General features: G+C 38.1%; 11 protein-coding genes. 8 read left to right on the forward strand and 3 right to left on the reverse strand.

The features are described from left to right. Nucleotides 1-5: 5 nt before the first annotated feature. Complete coding sequence (locus tag M0R16_09600) at nt 6-1,016, reverse strand: hypothetical protein (protein ID MCK9613136.1); 1,011 nt, start codon at nt 1,014-1,016, stop codon at nt 6-8. Between the two features lie 162 nt (nt 1,017-1,178). Between M0R16_09600 and sucD the strand changes: the two genes are divergently transcribed. After that, complete coding sequence (gene sucD / locus M0R16_09605) at nt 1,179-2,048, forward strand: succinate--CoA ligase subunit alpha (GenBank protein ID MCK9613137.1); 870 nt, start codon at nt 1,179-1,181, stop codon at nt 2,046-2,048. Here the strand turns inward: sucD and M0R16_09610 are convergent, their stop codons facing one another. Together M0R16_09610 and M0R16_09615 are read right to left on the reverse strand one after the other, a co-directional pair. Beyond that, on the reverse strand, nt 2,049-2,633 hold the full coding sequence (locus M0R16_09610; GenBank protein MCK9613138.1) for a glycosyltransferase family 39 protein: 585 nt from the start codon (nt 2,631-2,633) through the stop codon (nt 2,049-2,051). Nucleotides 2,634-2,673: 40 nt separating this feature from the next. Continuing rightward, on the reverse strand, nt 2,674-4,140 hold the full coding sequence (locus tag M0R16_09615; GenBank protein MCK9613139.1) for a hypothetical protein: 1,467 nt from the start codon (nt 4,138-4,140) through the stop codon (nt 2,674-2,676). Nucleotides 4,141-4,358: 218 nt separating this feature from the next. Between M0R16_09615 and M0R16_09620 the strand changes: the two genes are divergently transcribed. From M0R16_09620 to M0R16_09650, 7 genes are all read left to right on the forward strand, one after another. Further along, a complete protein-coding gene (locus M0R16_09620; protein ID MCK9613140.1) occupies nt 4,359-6,356 on the forward strand; it encodes an amylo-alpha-1,6-glucosidase in 1,998 nt (665 codons plus the stop codon). A gap of 75 nt (nt 6,357-6,431) precedes the next feature. Then, entirely contained in the window at nt 6,432-7,718 is a 1,287-nt protein-coding gene (locus M0R16_09625) for a glycosyltransferase family 4 protein (protein MCK9613141.1), read from the forward strand. Between the two features lie 9 nt (nt 7,719-7,727). Further along, nucleotides 7,728-9,293, forward strand: a complete 1,566-nt coding sequence (locus M0R16_09630) for a glycoside hydrolase family 57 protein (protein MCK9613142.1) — start codon at nt 7,728-7,730, stop codon at nt 9,291-9,293. A gap of 14 nt (nt 9,294-9,307) precedes the next feature. Continuing rightward, nucleotides 9,308-10,231 carry a hypothetical protein gene (locus M0R16_09635; GenBank protein MCK9613143.1) on the forward strand — a complete coding sequence of 308 codons (924 nt, stop codon included), beginning with the start codon at nt 9,308-9,310 and terminating at the stop codon, nt 10,229-10,231. Nucleotides 10,232-10,307: 76 nt separating this feature from the next. Continuing rightward, entirely contained in the window at nt 10,308-12,137 is a 1,830-nt protein-coding gene (gene mutL / locus M0R16_09640; GenBank protein ID MCK9613144.1) for a DNA mismatch repair endonuclease MutL, read from the forward strand. Nucleotides 12,138-12,194: 57 nt separating this feature from the next. Further along, nucleotides 12,195-12,833: a hypothetical protein gene (locus M0R16_09645; protein MCK9613145.1), complete on the forward strand. Its 639-nt coding sequence runs from the start codon at nt 12,195-12,197 to the stop codon at nt 12,831-12,833. Between the two features lie 147 nt (nt 12,834-12,980). Further along, nucleotides 12,981-15,920, forward strand: a complete 2,940-nt coding sequence (locus M0R16_09650) for a serine hydrolase (protein MCK9613146.1) — start codon at nt 12,981-12,983, stop codon at nt 15,918-15,920. The last annotated feature ends 587 nt before the right edge of the window (nt 15,921-16,507 follow it).

Genomic DNA, 16,507 nt, shown 5'->3' on the forward strand with positions numbered 1-16,507 from the left:
ATTTTCTAGTTTAATTTAATCTTCACCAGATAACTTCCTGTATTAGAAGCGTTATATACTGTCTCGTAAATAGACAGGTAAATATATCCGTTACCACTGATTGTTCCATTATACAGTGCACCGGCTTTTATCATAGTGCCCGATTCTCCGACTTTGAAAACAACATTTCCATAGGTAGGATAGGTGGAGGTTGACGGAGAACTGTAGTCAGCATCATAGTCATAATCGGCATTTGCGCCGCTGTATTTGCCATCGGGTTTGTATTTATAGCCTGAAAGGCTTGCCAGTGTGATTTCGCCGCTGGCAGAAATTTTTATTTTCTGGCCACTTTTTACATAGATGCTTGTCTTGAACCATCCGCCATTGGTATTGCCGGAAATATGTTTGTTGGCCAATAAAGTAAATATTGCTTCCGTCATATCGCCGCCTTTATAAAAAACATCTATGCTTTTAATTTTTTCACGCGGCACTTCGAGATTACCATATTCGGTCTTTAGTGAAACACTTTTAAGATTAAAACTGCCTCCAATGCGGTAACCGTTGTCGGTAACTATGACATCATCTCCCACAGAAGCTTCATCGTAATTATATTTTGATTTAAGCTCATTCAAAGCCATTTCAGCAGTATAGTCTTCGCTAGTAGGAGGGATATAGCTTTCGGAATTGATAACGTCTTCAATCACAGGTATGCAATTCATGCTCAAGGATGTTAGCGCCTCATAAGCTTTTTTGCGAATATTTTCCGTGGAATTGTTTAGGTCTATTATCAGGGATTTTATGTTTTCTTTCTGTGTTTTATCGGGCGATATGCCAAAAAGCACCTGGCTGATGTTTTTTGTGGGTATATCAAGTTTTCCCCACAAAGTAGCAAGATTGACATTGTTAATCTGTGTGGTGCCGGTTATAACATTGCCATCCCGCAAAGATAGGCGAAACTCGGTTGTTTCTTTCTGCCCGAAAGACTGTGCGACTAATAAAATGAACATGGTCAATGAAACAAAAAATACTTTTTTCATAATTTCTGTTTTAAGGTTAATAAATCAAATAATAATCTTTTTGGAGATGATTAAAATATAAAATTATATCTAATTTTTTAAAATTACAAATAATAATTAATAACATTAAAATTATTTTTTTATTATTAAAATTTATAATTTTGGATGCAATGAAAAAACAAAATGAGTATTCTGGTAAATAAATTTTCGAAAGTAGTGGTGCAGGGTTTTACTGGCAGTGAAGGCACATACCATGCAACAAAGATGATAGAATACGGCACTCAGGTTGTCGGCGGTGTAACGCCCGGAAAGGGAGGACAGAAACACCTTGGCTTGCCTGTTTTTAATACGGTTTCTGAAGCTGTTGAAAAAGCCGGAGCAAATGTTTCGCTTATTTTTGTTCCCCCTGCTTTTGCTGCCGATGCTATTATGGAAGCTGCCGATGCAGGGATTGGGGTAATCGTATGTATTACAGAGGGCATACCCGTTCAGGATATGGTAAGGGTGAAACATTATTTATCAGATAAACCTTGTCGGCTGATAGGGCCAAACTGTCCGGGGATAATCACACCCGGTGAAGCCAAAATAGGCATCATGCCAGGCTTCATTCACAAAGCAGGATGTGTGGGCATAGTCTCACGCTCAGGGACATTAACTTATGAAGCGGTTGACCAGATTACAAAATGTGGCCTGGGGCAATCCACGGCTATTGGTATCGGTGGCGACCCTATCATAGGCACAACCACGCTGGATGCTGTGAAGTTGTTTATGGAAGATGATAACACCAAAGGCATTGTTATCATTGGCGAGATTGGCGGCAGTATGGAAGCTGATGCCGCTGCATGGATAAAGAAACATGGAACAAAACCAGTGGTGAGTTTTATTGCCGGGGCAACAGCACCCAAGGGAAGAACCATGGGGCACGCAGGGGCTATCATAGGCGGAAAAGAAGATACCGCCGAAACTAAAAAAGCTTTATTGAGAGACGCAGGAGTTTATGTGGTGGATTCTCCTGCCGACATAGGTGCGAAAATGGCGGAAGTAATCAGATGACTACTCCTGGTCTTTGGTGCTATCCGCCTTATGGTTTATTTCAATAAGTTCGGCATTATCATACGTATCAATGATACGATACCGATATTTGTTTTTAACAATAGCTTTTAAGCTGTCGTTGGAAAACAACAGAAAAAATGTCAGTAAAGAGTCGGCCTCGGCGGTTCGTGCTGTATGAAATCCTATAAAACCCTGCGAGGTAAGTAAAATAAGCACAGCGGCCCAGGCCCAGTAAGTACTGTAATTCCTGTAAAGAAAAACAAATACTAACAATATGGTCAGCGCTGCGGCTATGGCAGAAGGCAAACGCAGAGCCAATTCATTATATCCAAACAATTTTACAAAGACAATTTGCGCCCAGAGGGTCAAAACAGGTTTTGTATTGCAGATATCGGGGTGGCCTTCAAAGTAGTTTGCGAAATAATTGCCGTTATGAATCATTTCATACGTGTTTACAGCAAACATTGATTCGTCCCATAAGCGCATGTGGAAAGCTCCAAGCTTCACAAACACAACAAGGTATATCAGCGCCAACAGAAATATAATCTGAACGATGGTACTAATCTTTGTCTTATCAAAAATCATGATTTGTCAGGAGTTTTTGTTACACGATGACAGTATTATATCAGGGAATGTAATCATAAGCTCCCATATCCGGCGGTGGATTCAGAGTTCTATTCTTTCCTTCCAAATCAAAAGTAAGATTTAACCCTGAAGAGTAAATAATATTAATATACCCTGCATCAATAGCAGCTGAACCGGGTTTCAGAGTGTAATCATTGTTTTCGTAATTATTAAAAAGCACATCTGTATTAAAAACACAGTTTAGAAAGAAACTATTACTGTTGTACAAGGTAGTTTTTAGAAGACAATTTTCAAACGTATAATCAAATGATGCTCCATCTGTACTATCAATCAAGACTTCTTCGGAATTACTTCCATAAACGATGCAGTTTCCGAAATAGGCAGAGTCCAGGTCTCCTAAATACATAGTTCCGCTGGCAAGGTCTTCGTAATAATTTGATACAACAAGGGATGGCGTTTGTCTTGATGAATAATTGTAATAGTTTCCCAGTGTGCAATGCCTGAAATCATAAGCGCCGCCGGTTGTTATACAGACAGCGTAACCGCCGCAATTAGCAAAAACACAGTTCCCTGCAGTGATTTTGTAATAGCGTGTCAGCAGGCCAATACCAGTCATGTTTTTTATGATGCTGTTGCTGAGTATAAGGCGGTTTCCCATGGAAGCATCCATAGTTTCGGCCTGAATGCCGATAAATGCATTTTTAATGATGGCGTAATTAATCACATTGTTGATACTGCCTTCATTGAGCCATATCCTGTCCCATTGCCCTGGCAAGTCTTTATAGGCTGCTTCGAGGCGGCTGCCTTGAAAGACAACAGGTTCAGCCATGGTGCCGTTTACTTTAAGAGAGCCTCCCTTGTACACCCACATGCCCGACCCGCTGTAAAAATGTATTCGACAACCTGGGTCAATAGTGAGTTTTCCTGTCGAATCAACCACAGCATAGCCATAAACAAGATAAGGCTTGTCATTGGCCCATAAAATATCCTCGTTTTCAGCGGCAACGATTTTGTAACGAAGGCTGCCGAGGTTTTTGTCGGCAACAATATAATGAGCATCCTGCCCCCAGGCTGTAAGGTCAACATCCTGAATGTTTCCATTGATTTCAAAAATAATCGAATCCCTTACCACCATGGGTGAATTGCTGTTTTGTGGGTCAACTGTAACTTTCACAAAAATAAAAATACTGTCGTTGGGTCTTATTTCAACATTATCAATTTTATATCCCGGAGCACCGTCAACATTCATGCTGAACTGTGAACCTGAGCCTTCGGCAAGACGAACACTGGATATAACAATTTTATCGGAAGTAGGATTCTTTACATAAAACATTTTGGTAGTGGAACCAACCGTTGAAAAAACTGTGTCAAACAGTATTGACTCCGTTGATAGTATTAGTGTTACCGAAGGGTCATCATTTATAAGATTGTCTTTCTTACAAGAAGAAAAACAAATTAATCCTGTCAGAAAAAGTAATAAAAAATATATGTACAGCCTGATTTTCATTTGCATTGATATAAACGCTAAATCTAATCAAATAGGTATGCAAAGTTACTTAAATTGTCATTTCATGAAATATTCTTTTTGTATTACGTGTTTATTAATGTTAGTTATTCAGTTTTTATTTTTCTGTTGAGTATTGAATAGTAATAATTTATGTAATATTTTATTTAACAAAAACGTAACAAAGGCCCTATAAATGATTAAAAATTAATTTCTTATCTTTGCAAAAAGTATTAAATACAACAAAATATTTACTTGATTTTACGATGAGTTATATTAAATTCACCAAAGAGGAACTAGTTAACCTGAATTATTCGTTAAAAAGAGAGTTTATACGTTCAAATAGGGCAGGGGCTTTTGCCATGTCAACCATCATAGGTTGCAATACCCGCAAGTATCATGGACTGCTGATAGTGCCTCAGCCCGGCCTTGATGGAGAGAACCATGTGCTATTATCAAGTTTTGACGAAACAATAATCCAGCAGAATGAAGAATTTCAATTGGGCATACATCGCTATCCCAATGGAGTTAGCAACCCCAAGGGGCATAAATATATCACCAGCCTTGAAATGGAACCTATGCCTAAGTTTACCTATAAAGTGGGAGGTGTGACACTTTCTAAAGAAATGTTATTCTGTATCGAAAGTGCTCGTTTCCTGATTAAATATACTCTTGAAGATGCACATTACCCTACACTTTTAAGGTTCAAACCTTTCCTTGCTTTTCGTAATATGCATACATTAACAAAAGCAAATGTTGATGCAGATACAAATTATAAAAGTATAAACAACGGCATCAAGATAAAAATGTATCCCGGTTATACATCGTTGTTTCTGCAATTTTCAAAAAAAACCAGCTATACACACGTACCTCATTGGTACTATAATATTGAATATTTGGAGGAGTTGGAAAGAGGATACGAATATTTAGAAGACCTGTTTGTTCCGGGCTTCTTTGAAACATCATTGAAAAAAGGCGAGAGCATTATTTTTTCTGCAGGCACAGAGGAAATAGATACCGAATTGTTAAAACGAAAATATTCCTCAGAAATTAAAAAAAGAATACCTCGCGATAATTACAAAAACTGCCTGATTAATTCTGCCCTGCAGTTTTTTGTCCATAAAAATAAAAAGGTGGAAATAATTGCTGGTTATCCCTGGTTTGGGCGCTGGGGGCGCGATACCTTCATCGCATTACCCGGACTGACTCTTGCTGTAAATGAACCTGAGAAATGCAAGGCCGTGATTGATACCATGGTGGCTGAACTAAAAGGTACACTCTTTCCCAATATGGGAAACGGCAACGATACTGCCTATAATTCTGTTGATGCTCCACTATGGTTTTTCTGGGCTTTACAGCAGTACGCTATTTACACCTGCAGCCAGGATAAAATATGGAAAGAATACGGAAAAAAAATGAAAATGATATTAAACGGCTATCGTAATGGGTGTGAGTTTAATATAAAGATGCAGGAAAACGGCCTGGTATATGCCGGCGAACCCGGAAGGGCGCTTACATGGATGGATGCCGTGGTGCACGGCAAACCTGTTACGCCGCGCACAGGGTTCGATGTGGAAATCAATGCGCTTTGGTTTAATGCGATTATGTTTTCTCTCGAAGTGGCGCGTCTTGCCGGAGATAATGATTTCGTTGATGAGTGGTCGGAAATATCTTGCAAAATACCGGCCGCATATAAAGAAACTTTCTGGAACAAAGACAAAGGATATCTTTGCGATTATGTGGATGGGGATTATAAAGACTGGTCGGTGAGGCCAAATCAGATTTTTGCAGCCTCATTGCCTTACAGTCCGCTAAGTGAACAAATACGTAAACTGATACTTGATATTACGGAAAAAGAATTACTCACAAGACGAGGTTTGCGCACACTATCTCCCAAATCACCTGAATACAAAGGTTCATATAAAGGCGACATCATTGAACGTGACAGTTCATACCATCAGGGAACAGTATGGCCATGGCTGTTGGGGCATTATGCCGAAGCTTATCTGAAAATACATGGTAAAAGCGGCCTGGCTCATATAAAACAACTTTACGATAGTTTTGAACCCGTGATGACTGAACATGGTATTGGCTCTATCTCTGAAGTGTATGATGGCGACCCACCCTATATGCCCGGAGGTGCCCCATCGCAAGCATGGAGTGTAGCCGAACTTTTAAGAATGGGTTATCTGATTGATAAATATTATAATGAAGAATGATAATTGTCAAACATAAAATTAAACAACAAAACAACCTAACAGCCTTATAGTCTTAAAACCTAATAAAATCTATAAATGAAAGTATTAATGTTTGGCTGGGAGTTTCCGCCACATATCACAGGGGGCTTAGGTACAGCTTGCTATGGGTTAACAAAAGGCCTGCTGAAACATCATGTGGAAGTGCTTTTTGTCGTTCCAAAAGCATACGGGGATGAGAGTCAGGAAGCGGTAAGGCTGATTAACGCAAGTGATATAAATATTGATTTCTCCAGCAGCATATATCAGGAATACTGGAAACAGCTGACATATATTGAGGTAGGCTCTAATCTAATTCCTTATGTGGGAGAAGATGAGTTTGTAAGGATTACTTTCCAAAATCAATTGGATAAAAAAACAGAAGAACACAGTATATTTTCTAAGCAATATGCATTTTCAGGAAAGTATGGTAAAAATCTGATGGAAGAGGTAACACGTTATGCTCTGGTGGCATCATCCATAGCAGCTTCGAGTCAATTTGACCTTATCCACGCGCACGACTGGCTGACATATCCTGCAGGAATGGCGGCAAAGAAGGTTAGCGGAAAACCCTTGGTAGTGCACATGCACGCTACAGAATTTGACCGTTCAGGGGAGCATATCAATCAGAATGTTTACGACATCGAACGCAAAGGTATGGAAGCCGCCGATGCAGTGATTACAGTGAGCAATTATACAAAAGACATTGTGGTAAACAGATATGGCATTAACTCCGATAAAGTTTTTACCGTACATAATGCTGTTGAATATTATGGCGATAAAACAAAATCTGTTGAAAGAAGTGTCAAAGAAAAAGTGGTAACATTTTTAGGGCGTATCACCTTTCAGAAAGGCCCTGATTATTTTGTGGAAGCTGCAAAAAAAGTCATTGACAAGGATGATAATGTCCGCTTTGTGATGGCAGGCTCAGGCGATATGTTCAACCGCATGATAATGCGTGTGGCACAACTTGGCATATCTACAAAATTTCATTTTACGGGATTTTTAAAAGGTGATGAAGTGGATAAAATGTTTGCCCTTAGCGATGTGTATGTCATGCCTTCTGTTTCAGAACCTTTCGGTATTTCTCCTTTGGAGGCTATGCGGGCTGAAGTACCGGTTGTTATTTCAAAACAATCGGGCGTGTCTGAAGTGCTGAAATATGCCATCAAAATTGACTTCTGGGACATTGATGCTATGGCAGATGCTATCTATGGCTTGCTGCATTATGATGCTTTGTCAAAAGTATTCGCCGAAAAAGGAAGGGAAGAAGTTATTAACCTTAAATGGGACAATGCAGCAGCAAAGGTGAAGGATATTTACAATAACATGATTATTCAGAAATAACAACATAATATGAGGTCCATTTGTTTTTATTTTCAGGTACATCAGCCGTTTCGATTAAAGACATACCGTTTTTTCGAAATAGGCAATGACCACTTTTATTTTGATGATTACCGAAACAAATACATCCTGGGAAGAATAGCAGAAAAATGTTACCTCCCGATGAATTATTTGTTGCTGGAACTTATCCGTGAATACGGCTCCGCCTTTAAGATTAGCTTTTCATTATCCGGAACGGTTCTCGACCAGTTTGAACGTTTTGCGCCCCAGGTGCTTGAAAGTTTTATTAAGTTGGCTGAAACGGGAAGTGCGGAATTTCTTGCAGAAACATATTCCCATTCGTTATCAGCAATGAGAAGTGAACCCGAATTTAAAAGGCAGGTTGATGCACAGAAAGAAAAAATCAAATACTACTTTAAACAGGACTCATCTACTTTTAGAAATACAGAGCTTATTTATTCGGATGAAATCGGTGAAATGGTTGCCAGAATGGGATTCAACACCATGCTTACCGAAGGCGCCAGGCATATACTTTCGTGGAAAAGCCCTAACTACATGTATTGCAATGCCATAAACCCCAAACTGAAAGTGTTGCTGAAGAATTTTCGCCTTAGCGATGACATAGCTTTCAGGTTTTCACAGCAAAGCTGGGACGGATGGCCATTGACTGCAGAGAAATTTGTAGGATGGCTTAATGATATTAATCCCTCAGAAGAAACAGTTAATTTATTTATGGACTACGAAACTTTTGGAGAACACCAGTGGAAAGAAACAGGCATCTTTGATTTTATGAAAGCCTTACCGCAATTTGTGTTTTCAAAATCAAAGTTTACTTTCAACACTCCTTCCGAATTGTCGCACCTGCTTCAGCCAAAGGCTGCAGTGAATGTTCCACATCCCATTTCCTGGGCAGACGAGGAGCGAGACCTTACTGCATGGCTCGGAAACGAACTGCAGAGAGACGCTTTTCACAAATTGTACGACCTGGAAGAAAAAGTGAAAAACAGCCCGGATGAGAAAATCCAGCTTGACTGGAAATACCTGCAGACCAGCGACCATTTTTATTATATGTGCACCAAATGGTTTTCAGATGGTGATGTGCATAAATATTTCAACCCATACAATTCACCTTACGAAGCTTACATTAATTACATGAATGTGTTGAGCGATTTTATCATACGCCTTCAGGATATGCACCCTGTGAATTATGTTGAAAAAACTGATAATAAAACCGAAGATGTAAGTGTGTCCGTCAAAAAAGAGAAAAAAACCAGGCAGGTGAAAAAATCGGTTAAAACAACAATACCTACAAAATCTGCCAATTTACAAGGGATAAAAGATGTGCTCACCCTGAATAAAACATCTTTAAGGAAGCTGCTGAAAGATACAGATGTTACATTAATTTATCAGGCACTTACAGGCGCCGACAAAAAAGTGAAGAAATACATGTTGATAAATCTTGGGAAACTTCAACTCAGGGAATACAACCAACTGGCATACGGAAATGCCAACGTGAGCCCGGATGAAACTTCAAAAGCGCAAAAAAAGCTGGCCGCAAAGATTAAAAAGGTTAAATAATACAAGTTTTCTTGATGGGAGCAAACAAGCCGCGTTTTTTTGAAGAAGGTAAGGTGTATGATTTTCTGATTACCAACACAACATCTTTGCCTCCGGATGATGAGCCCTATTTGATTTTACTCAGCATGTTCCACACCAAACACCTGCTGCCTTCCAGATATTATATGCATTATGATTTTAAAACCGGGCAAAACATCCAATGCCGCGTAGATAAAATAAACTGCTCCGGCAGGATGTTTCTTGAACCCGTGAATCCATATTATAAAGCGGGAGAAGTATATGAATTCAACATAAACGGCAGGAGAAAAATTACTAATTCGCGGGGACTGGAAGAAGAGATGCTCATACTGGAAGATAAATGGAAGCAGGAGATTCCTATTAATACTACTGTATTGAATTCAACCTGCAAACAGACTGTTACTTGTCGTGTGGACAGGGTGAAAAAGGGAAGGTTGTATCTTTCGTTGCCTGGTCAAAATCCCGATGTTTCTGCATTTGAGATTAATAAGATGTATCTTTTAAAAGTAAAAGATATTTTCACCATGACTTATGATGAAGAATATTTTCGTTTGGAAGACGAGAGAGGCAGATTGCATTACTTGCGTGAAAAATATTATAAAAATTATGGTTTTGATGTAGGCGACATTATAAATTGCTGTTATCTTGGTTACACACCCGGCTATAACCATTATTTTGAACCCCAGCATCCCCTTTACAAAATTGGAAATGTTTATGAATTCCGTATTTCAGGAATAGACACGTTTATAAATGAATTTGGTAAAGAGGTTAGCAAGGTAAAAGTATATAACGACTCTCAAAAAGAATTTTTTGTGGATTGTAGTGCAATTCCCGATGTAAAAAACGGCATCGGGCAGTCGATTCGTTGCAGGGTAAATGATATACGTATGAGCCGCCTGAAACTTGAATGTTTAGGATAGTAAAAAATTTCCCTGCCTTGAATTGAATTACCATTTCATGTTATTTTCTTATTTTTGTTAAAACACTTAAAAATAAATGTCCGATATTATAAAAATACTCCCCGATAATGTTGCCAACCAGATTGCTGCCGGCGAAGTGATACAACGTCCTGCATCGGCAGTGAAGGAACTGCTGGAAAATGCTATTGACGCCGGTGCAGATGACATTCAGCTTATCATCAAAGATGCAGGAAAAACACTTATACAAGTTGTTGATAACGGTTGCGGCATGTCGGAAACCGATGCCCGTTTATGTTTTGAGCGCCACGCAACTTCAAAAATAAACGAGGCAAATGACTTGTATAAAATAGTTACCTATGGTTTCCGCGGGGAAGCATTGGCTTCTATTGCTGCCGTGGCTCAGGTGGAGATGAAAACTAAAAGAAAATCTGATGAAACAGCCACACTTTTGGCTATAGAAGGTTCTGAAGTAAAAAACCACACATCCTGCAGCGCTGCTGACGGGACATCCATATCCGTTAAAAACCTGTTCTTTAATGTTCCCGCACGCCGGGCATTCTTAAAAGCTGATGCTACGGAAACAAGTTACATTCTTGAAGAACTTCACCGCGTTGCCCTGGTTTATCCCGAAATCTGCTTTTCATTTTATAATAACGGAAAACTGTCAGGCAAATATGAAAAAACAAACCTCAGGCAACGCATCAATACTATTTTCGGGCCAAATTACGGTGAAAAAATACTGCAGCTGCAGGAAGAAACTTCTGTGGTAAAAATAAGCGGCTTTATTGGCAAGCCTGAATTTGCCCGAAAAACAAGGGGAGAACAATACTTCTTTATCAATAAACGCTTTATCAAACATCCTTATCTAAACCATGCCGTTGACAAAGCCTATAGCGAATTGATACCACAACAAAGCTACCCTTCTTATTTTATTTTTCTAACCATAGATACTCAGAACATTGATGTAAATATTCATCCGGCAAAAACCGAAGTGAAGTTTAATGATGAAAAGACACTGTATTCTATATTAAAAGCAACGATACGCAAGTCGTTTGGATTTTACAACATTACACCCAGCATTGATTTTGAAGCAGAAAGGTCTATGGATTTCGGGAATATTGACTCTCAGCAGTCCATTAAAATTCCCACTATTAAAGTAAATCCTGCTTATAATCCGTTTCAGCCAAGCGGACAAGGCCGAAATTCTATTGGGTTTCATCCTCCTGAAGATAAAAACCTGAAAAATTGGGAAAGACTCTATGAGTTGGGCAAAGAACTGAATACTGTTAACAAGGAAGGAAAAATTGATAATGATAGTCAGGAGAAAATAGCTGTTGATAGTGCAATTGCACCTTTTTTTTACTTTGGAAGAAAATATATTATCACAACGGTCAAATCCGGGCTGATGTTTATTGACAGTGTGAATGCTAGAGAACGGATTTTATTTGAACGTTTCCTGCATGCATACGAAACAAGCAAACCTGTATGTCAGCGACTCCTTTTTCCTCAAACGGTTACTCTTAACCCATCTGATGCGGAATTACTTTCTGAAATGCTTCCGGAAATGCAAAAGTTGGGATTCGATATAGAAGCCTTTGGTAAAAACACATTTGTAATTAATGGCTTGCCTATGGATATGGTAAACGAAGAAGTGAAAGATGTTGTTGAGCACTTGCTCGAAAGTTATAAAAAAAACCTCATGGAAGCACACTATGAGAAAAAAAACAACCTGATACGTTCTCTTGCTAAAAACCTTGCTTCAAAATCTCAGAGTTTATCTTCCCCTGAAGCAATGCAGGCATTAGCAGCAGAGCTTTTTACCTGCGATGTTCCCGAAACTTCCCCCTCAGGTAAATCAATATTATTTATTTTGAGTTATGATGATATCGAAAAGAAATTCAGATGAAAATAGTAAATCAAAAAAAAGTTGTATATTTGTTAATAAAAATTTTAAATTAACCTTATGAAAAAGTTGATTATTTTATTGATTGGCATTACGGCAATTAGCCGGTTTGCTTTTGCTCAGTCCATAGAAGGCAGAGCGGAATTTGATAAAACAGATTATCCTGCTGTTGTCGGCGAGTTTGCATTTACTTCAGATGTGGTTGAAGATGTTATTGTGGCAGATATGAAAGAAAAGGGGTTCAAAAAATACAACAATAAAAAGGGATATATGATATTCGAAGGGATACAGTTTACACAGATTTCCCCGAAAGCTATAAATTTTTACATCAGTATTCAAGAAAAGAAAAAAGAAAAAGAAAAGACCATAGTAACTTTTTTACTAAGCCTTGGCCTTACAAACTTTATCGGTAGTGGCGAAGACCCAAGTATGATCAATAACGCAAAAACATATATGAACGAACTTGCTCCAAAGTTTGTTGCTAAAAAACTGGATAACGATATTGAAGCTCAGCAGAAGGTTTACGACAAAGCAAAAAAAGATTACGAAAAGCTGATTAGCGAAGGCGAATCCCTTGTCAAGAAAAAAGCTGATATTGAAAATGATATCGTGAAGAATAAAGCTGATCAGGAAATACAGAAAGCATTGATGGACAAAGAAAATACCAACCTGCAAAACCTCCTTAACCAAAAGAAATAATATTTATAAATAGCTGTTTTAAACCCGCCCGAATTTATGAAGGCGGGTTTTTTTATTTCCCCATTACAAATTCGAAACTCCAAAATTTTCTGTATTATTCATCGAATTGTTAGATGCAATTATTATATTTACAGGCTGAGTTTTCCAATGAAAAGAATTAAATTATTTGTGTTAATCATTCCTTTATTTGCAGGATTTATTTATGCAAAAATAGAAACTGCTGATAACTATCCTGATAATTCCCCATCCCGAAACAAATGGGTTGATTCGGTTTTTCAAAGTCTCACTCCTGAACAACGTATAGCACAGTTATTCATAGTGCCAGCATATTCCAATCAAAGCATAGAATCTGAAATAAATTCTAAAGTAACCGAGCAAATAAAACTATACAACATCGGAGGTATTTGCTTTTTTCAAGGAGGCCCCATCGGTCAGTCAGTTTATACAAATTATTGGCAATCCATAGCACCAACCCCTTTACTTATTGCCATTGACGGGGAGTGGGGTTTAGGCATGAGGCTTAAGGACAGTGCAGTAAGTTTTCCCTATCAGATGACTCTTGGAGCAATACAGGATAATGACTTGATATATGAAATGGGAGAGGAAATTGGCCGGCAGATGAAGCGCATGGGCATACATATTAATTTTGCTCCGGTTGTGGATATTAACTCCAATCCTAACAATCCGGTAATAAACTACCGCTCTTTCGGCGAAGATAAGCTCAATGTGTCAAACAAAGCAATGGCATACATGAAAGGAATGCAGAAACAGGGAGTCATGGCAACTGCCAAGCATTTTCCAGGTCATGGCGATACCGATAAAGACTCGCATACAACACTACCTGTGATACACCATAGCCAGGAAATGATAGACACCACCGACTTGTTCCCGTTCAGGACACTAATAAAAAACGGGATATCTGCTGTTATGTGTGCCCACCTGAGCATACCTGCACTCGATACTACAAGGAACCTTCCTTCATCATTGTCGGCAAAAGTGATTTATAATATCCTCGTTAAACACCTTGGATTTAAAGGTCTGGTTTTTACTGATGCACTGGGAATGAAAGGTGCCAGCGAGAGTGATACAGCAGGAAGTCTGGAACTTAAAGCCCTTCTGGCAGGAAACGACTTATTGCTGATGTCTGAAGATTTACCACATGCCATCGAATTTATTCAGCAAGCTGTTGATAGTGGATTGATAGATCAGAAAGTAATTGATGATAAATGTAAAAAGATACTTACATATAAATATAAGGCTGGTCTGGCAAAACGCAAGCCCGTAAAAGTAAAAAACCTATATTATGATATAAACAACAGGGCTTCAGAAATACTGAACTTAAAGCTGTATGAAGCTTCGGTAACCTTGATAAAAAACAACCAGAATATTCTTCCATTGAAGCAACTTCAGTCGCGAAACATAGCTTCTGTATCGTTTAATGACAAAGGGGATGGCATTTTTGATGAAACCCTAGATTACTATGCTCCGGTTACTCATTTTAATATGGATAAAACATTCAATGAAGACAGCATTTCTTCACTTTTATTAAAACTGTCAGGTTTCAATACTCTAATAATTAACATTAATCAGTTATCCAATTCTCAATCAGGAAATTACGGATTTTCTGATGCGGTGATATCTTTTATCAGCCAGATAAAAAAAGAAAAGGACATAGTTCTTAACTTGCAGGTAAACCCGTATTGTTTGGCTAAGTTGACTGATACCAGTGGAATCTCTGCTATTTTGACTTCATACCAATGCAATAGTTTTACTAAAAAGGTAACTGCAGAAGCTATTTTCGGAGGCATTTCCGTAAAAGGGAAACTGCCTGTAAGCGCTTCTGTAATGTTTCCAGTTACAACAGGAATCAAAACAGAGAAAATGCGTTTCAACTATACCTATCCCGAATGCGCAGGTATGAATCCTGATATGTTAAGAAAAGTAGATTCCATTGCGCTTAAAGGTATAAAAGATACTATTTTTCCCGGATGCCAGATTCTTGCAGCCAAAGACGGAAAGGTATTTTATTATAAATCATTCGGCTATCACACTTATGAAAAAATGATTCCTGTTAATAATTCCGATATTTACGATATTGCCTCCATCACCAAAATTGCTGCCACGACTCTTGCTGTCATGAAACTCAGTGAAGATGGGAAAATAAGCCTTGATACTGCCATAGAGAATTATTACACTGAAGCAGAAACCACGACAAAAGCATGCATTACCATCAGGCAAATATTAACTCATCAGGCTGGTTTCAAAGCATGGATACCTTTTTATAAAAATACACTTGTCAATGGCAAGCCTGACACAAATATTTATAAAAAAGTTTTTTCAGATGATTATCCTGTTCGGGTTGCAGATAGTATGTTTATTCATAAAAACTTTGCGGACTCTATTTACATGACAATTCTCAATTCAGAGTTAAGAAAAAATAATAATTATCTATATAGCGATCTGGGATTTTACCTTTTGGTTAAAATTATTGAACGACTTGAAAATGTGGATTTTAGTAAATATGTAAGTGATAATTTTTATAGAAGACTGGGTTTGAATACGGTTTGTTTCGAGCCAAGAAAATATTATGACATATCCAGAATAATACCTTCCGAAATTGACACAAATTTCCGAATGCAATTAATACACGGAGATGTCAACGATCAGGGAGCAGCCATGCTTGGAGGAACCAGCGGACATGCAGGTTTATTCTCTAGCAGCAAAGACCTGGCAATAATGATGCAGATGTTGATTAATGAAGGAGTTTATGCAGGGGAAAGATATTTTATGCCGGAAACGGTGAGCAAATTCACAGAATATCAGACTGACAAAAGCCGCAGGGCTTTGGGATTTGACAAACCATTAAAAGATAAACATCAGGGTGGGCCTGCCTGTGAAGAAGCCTCTAAGGAAAGTTATGGCCACAGCGGCTTTACAGGCACTTATGTTTGGGCTGACCCTGAATATAAGCTTATTTATGTTTTTTTGTCAAATAGAACATATCCATACTCAGAAAATAATAAACTTGTTAAATCCGGTATTCGAACTGCGATACAAAAGATTATTTATCAAGCTATTGAAGATTAGAGTTTTATTTTCTATAATAGCAAGAGATTAATAATTGTCTGTAATAATACAACCATAATTTTCAAAATAGTGTAATAAGAATTTTTAACGTAATGGACATTTTGGGGCTATTTTTTAGACGATACACTCTAATGGGCATTTTTCAGGCTTTTTAGTTTATAAAAATAACAATACTCATATTAAGGATATTATATTTCTTAAAGTAACGATTGTTTATTTTATTGGTAATGGGGACAAAAATAGTTGGTGACTTTTGATTTTTCATTTCGTATATTTCGAGCGTAAAACTAAAGAGGAAGTAGGCTCTGCTGGAGAGCAACCTGCCAGCAATAGGTTTTACGGATAGACGCAAAAGGACAGAGAATTAAATCTGTCCTTTTTTTCTTATTGCGGTATCCTTTAAATGGCTAAGAAAACTCATTGATTTCTGTAAAACAGGTACCACTTAATAAAGTTCTGCCTATTCATTTTTGACAATCCTCTGTGTATGCTAATATGATTTTTAAGATGACCAAAGAATGATTCAAGTCCATTTGTGGATTTTGGTATCATGGGATTATCAAGATAGTGAAACATATTAGGCAAAG

It is taken from the genome of Bacteroidales bacterium, assembly GCA_023228145.1.
Classification (GTDB): Bacteria; Bacteroidota; Bacteroidia; order Bacteroidales; family CAIWKO01; genus CAIWKO01.

Excerpts from the sequence above, each read along its gene's own strand:
- sucD (MCK9613137.1), top strand. The coding sequence starts at position 1,179 with ATGAGTATTCTGGTAAATAAATTTTCGAAAGTAGTGGTGCAGGGTTTT.
- M0R16_09625 (MCK9613141.1), top strand. The coding sequence starts at position 6,432 with ATGAAAGTATTAATGTTTGGCTGGGAGTTTCCGCCACATATCACAGGG.
- M0R16_09615 (MCK9613139.1), bottom strand. The coding sequence starts at position 4,140 with ATGAAAATCAGGCTGTACATATATTTTTTATTACTTTTTCTGACAGGA.
- M0R16_09635 (MCK9613143.1), top strand. The coding sequence starts at position 9,308 with ATGGGAGCAAACAAGCCGCGTTTTTTTGAAGAAGGTAAGGTGTATGAT.
- M0R16_09645 (MCK9613145.1), top strand. The coding sequence starts at position 12,195 with ATGAAAAAGTTGATTATTTTATTGATTGGCATTACGGCAATTAGCCGG.
- M0R16_09650 (MCK9613146.1), top strand. The coding sequence starts at position 12,981 with ATGAAAAGAATTAAATTATTTGTGTTAATCATTCCTTTATTTGCAGGA.
- mutL (MCK9613144.1), top strand. The coding sequence starts at position 10,308 with ATGTCCGATATTATAAAAATACTCCCCGATAATGTTGCCAACCAGATT.
- M0R16_09610 (MCK9613138.1), bottom strand. The coding sequence starts at position 2,633 with ATGATTTTTGATAAGACAAAGATTAGTACCATCGTTCAGATTATATTT.
- M0R16_09600 (MCK9613136.1), bottom strand. The coding sequence starts at position 1,016 with ATGAAAAAAGTATTTTTTGTTTCATTGACCATGTTCATTTTATTAGTC.
- M0R16_09630 (MCK9613142.1), top strand. The coding sequence starts at position 7,728 with ATGAGGTCCATTTGTTTTTATTTTCAGGTACATCAGCCGTTTCGATTA.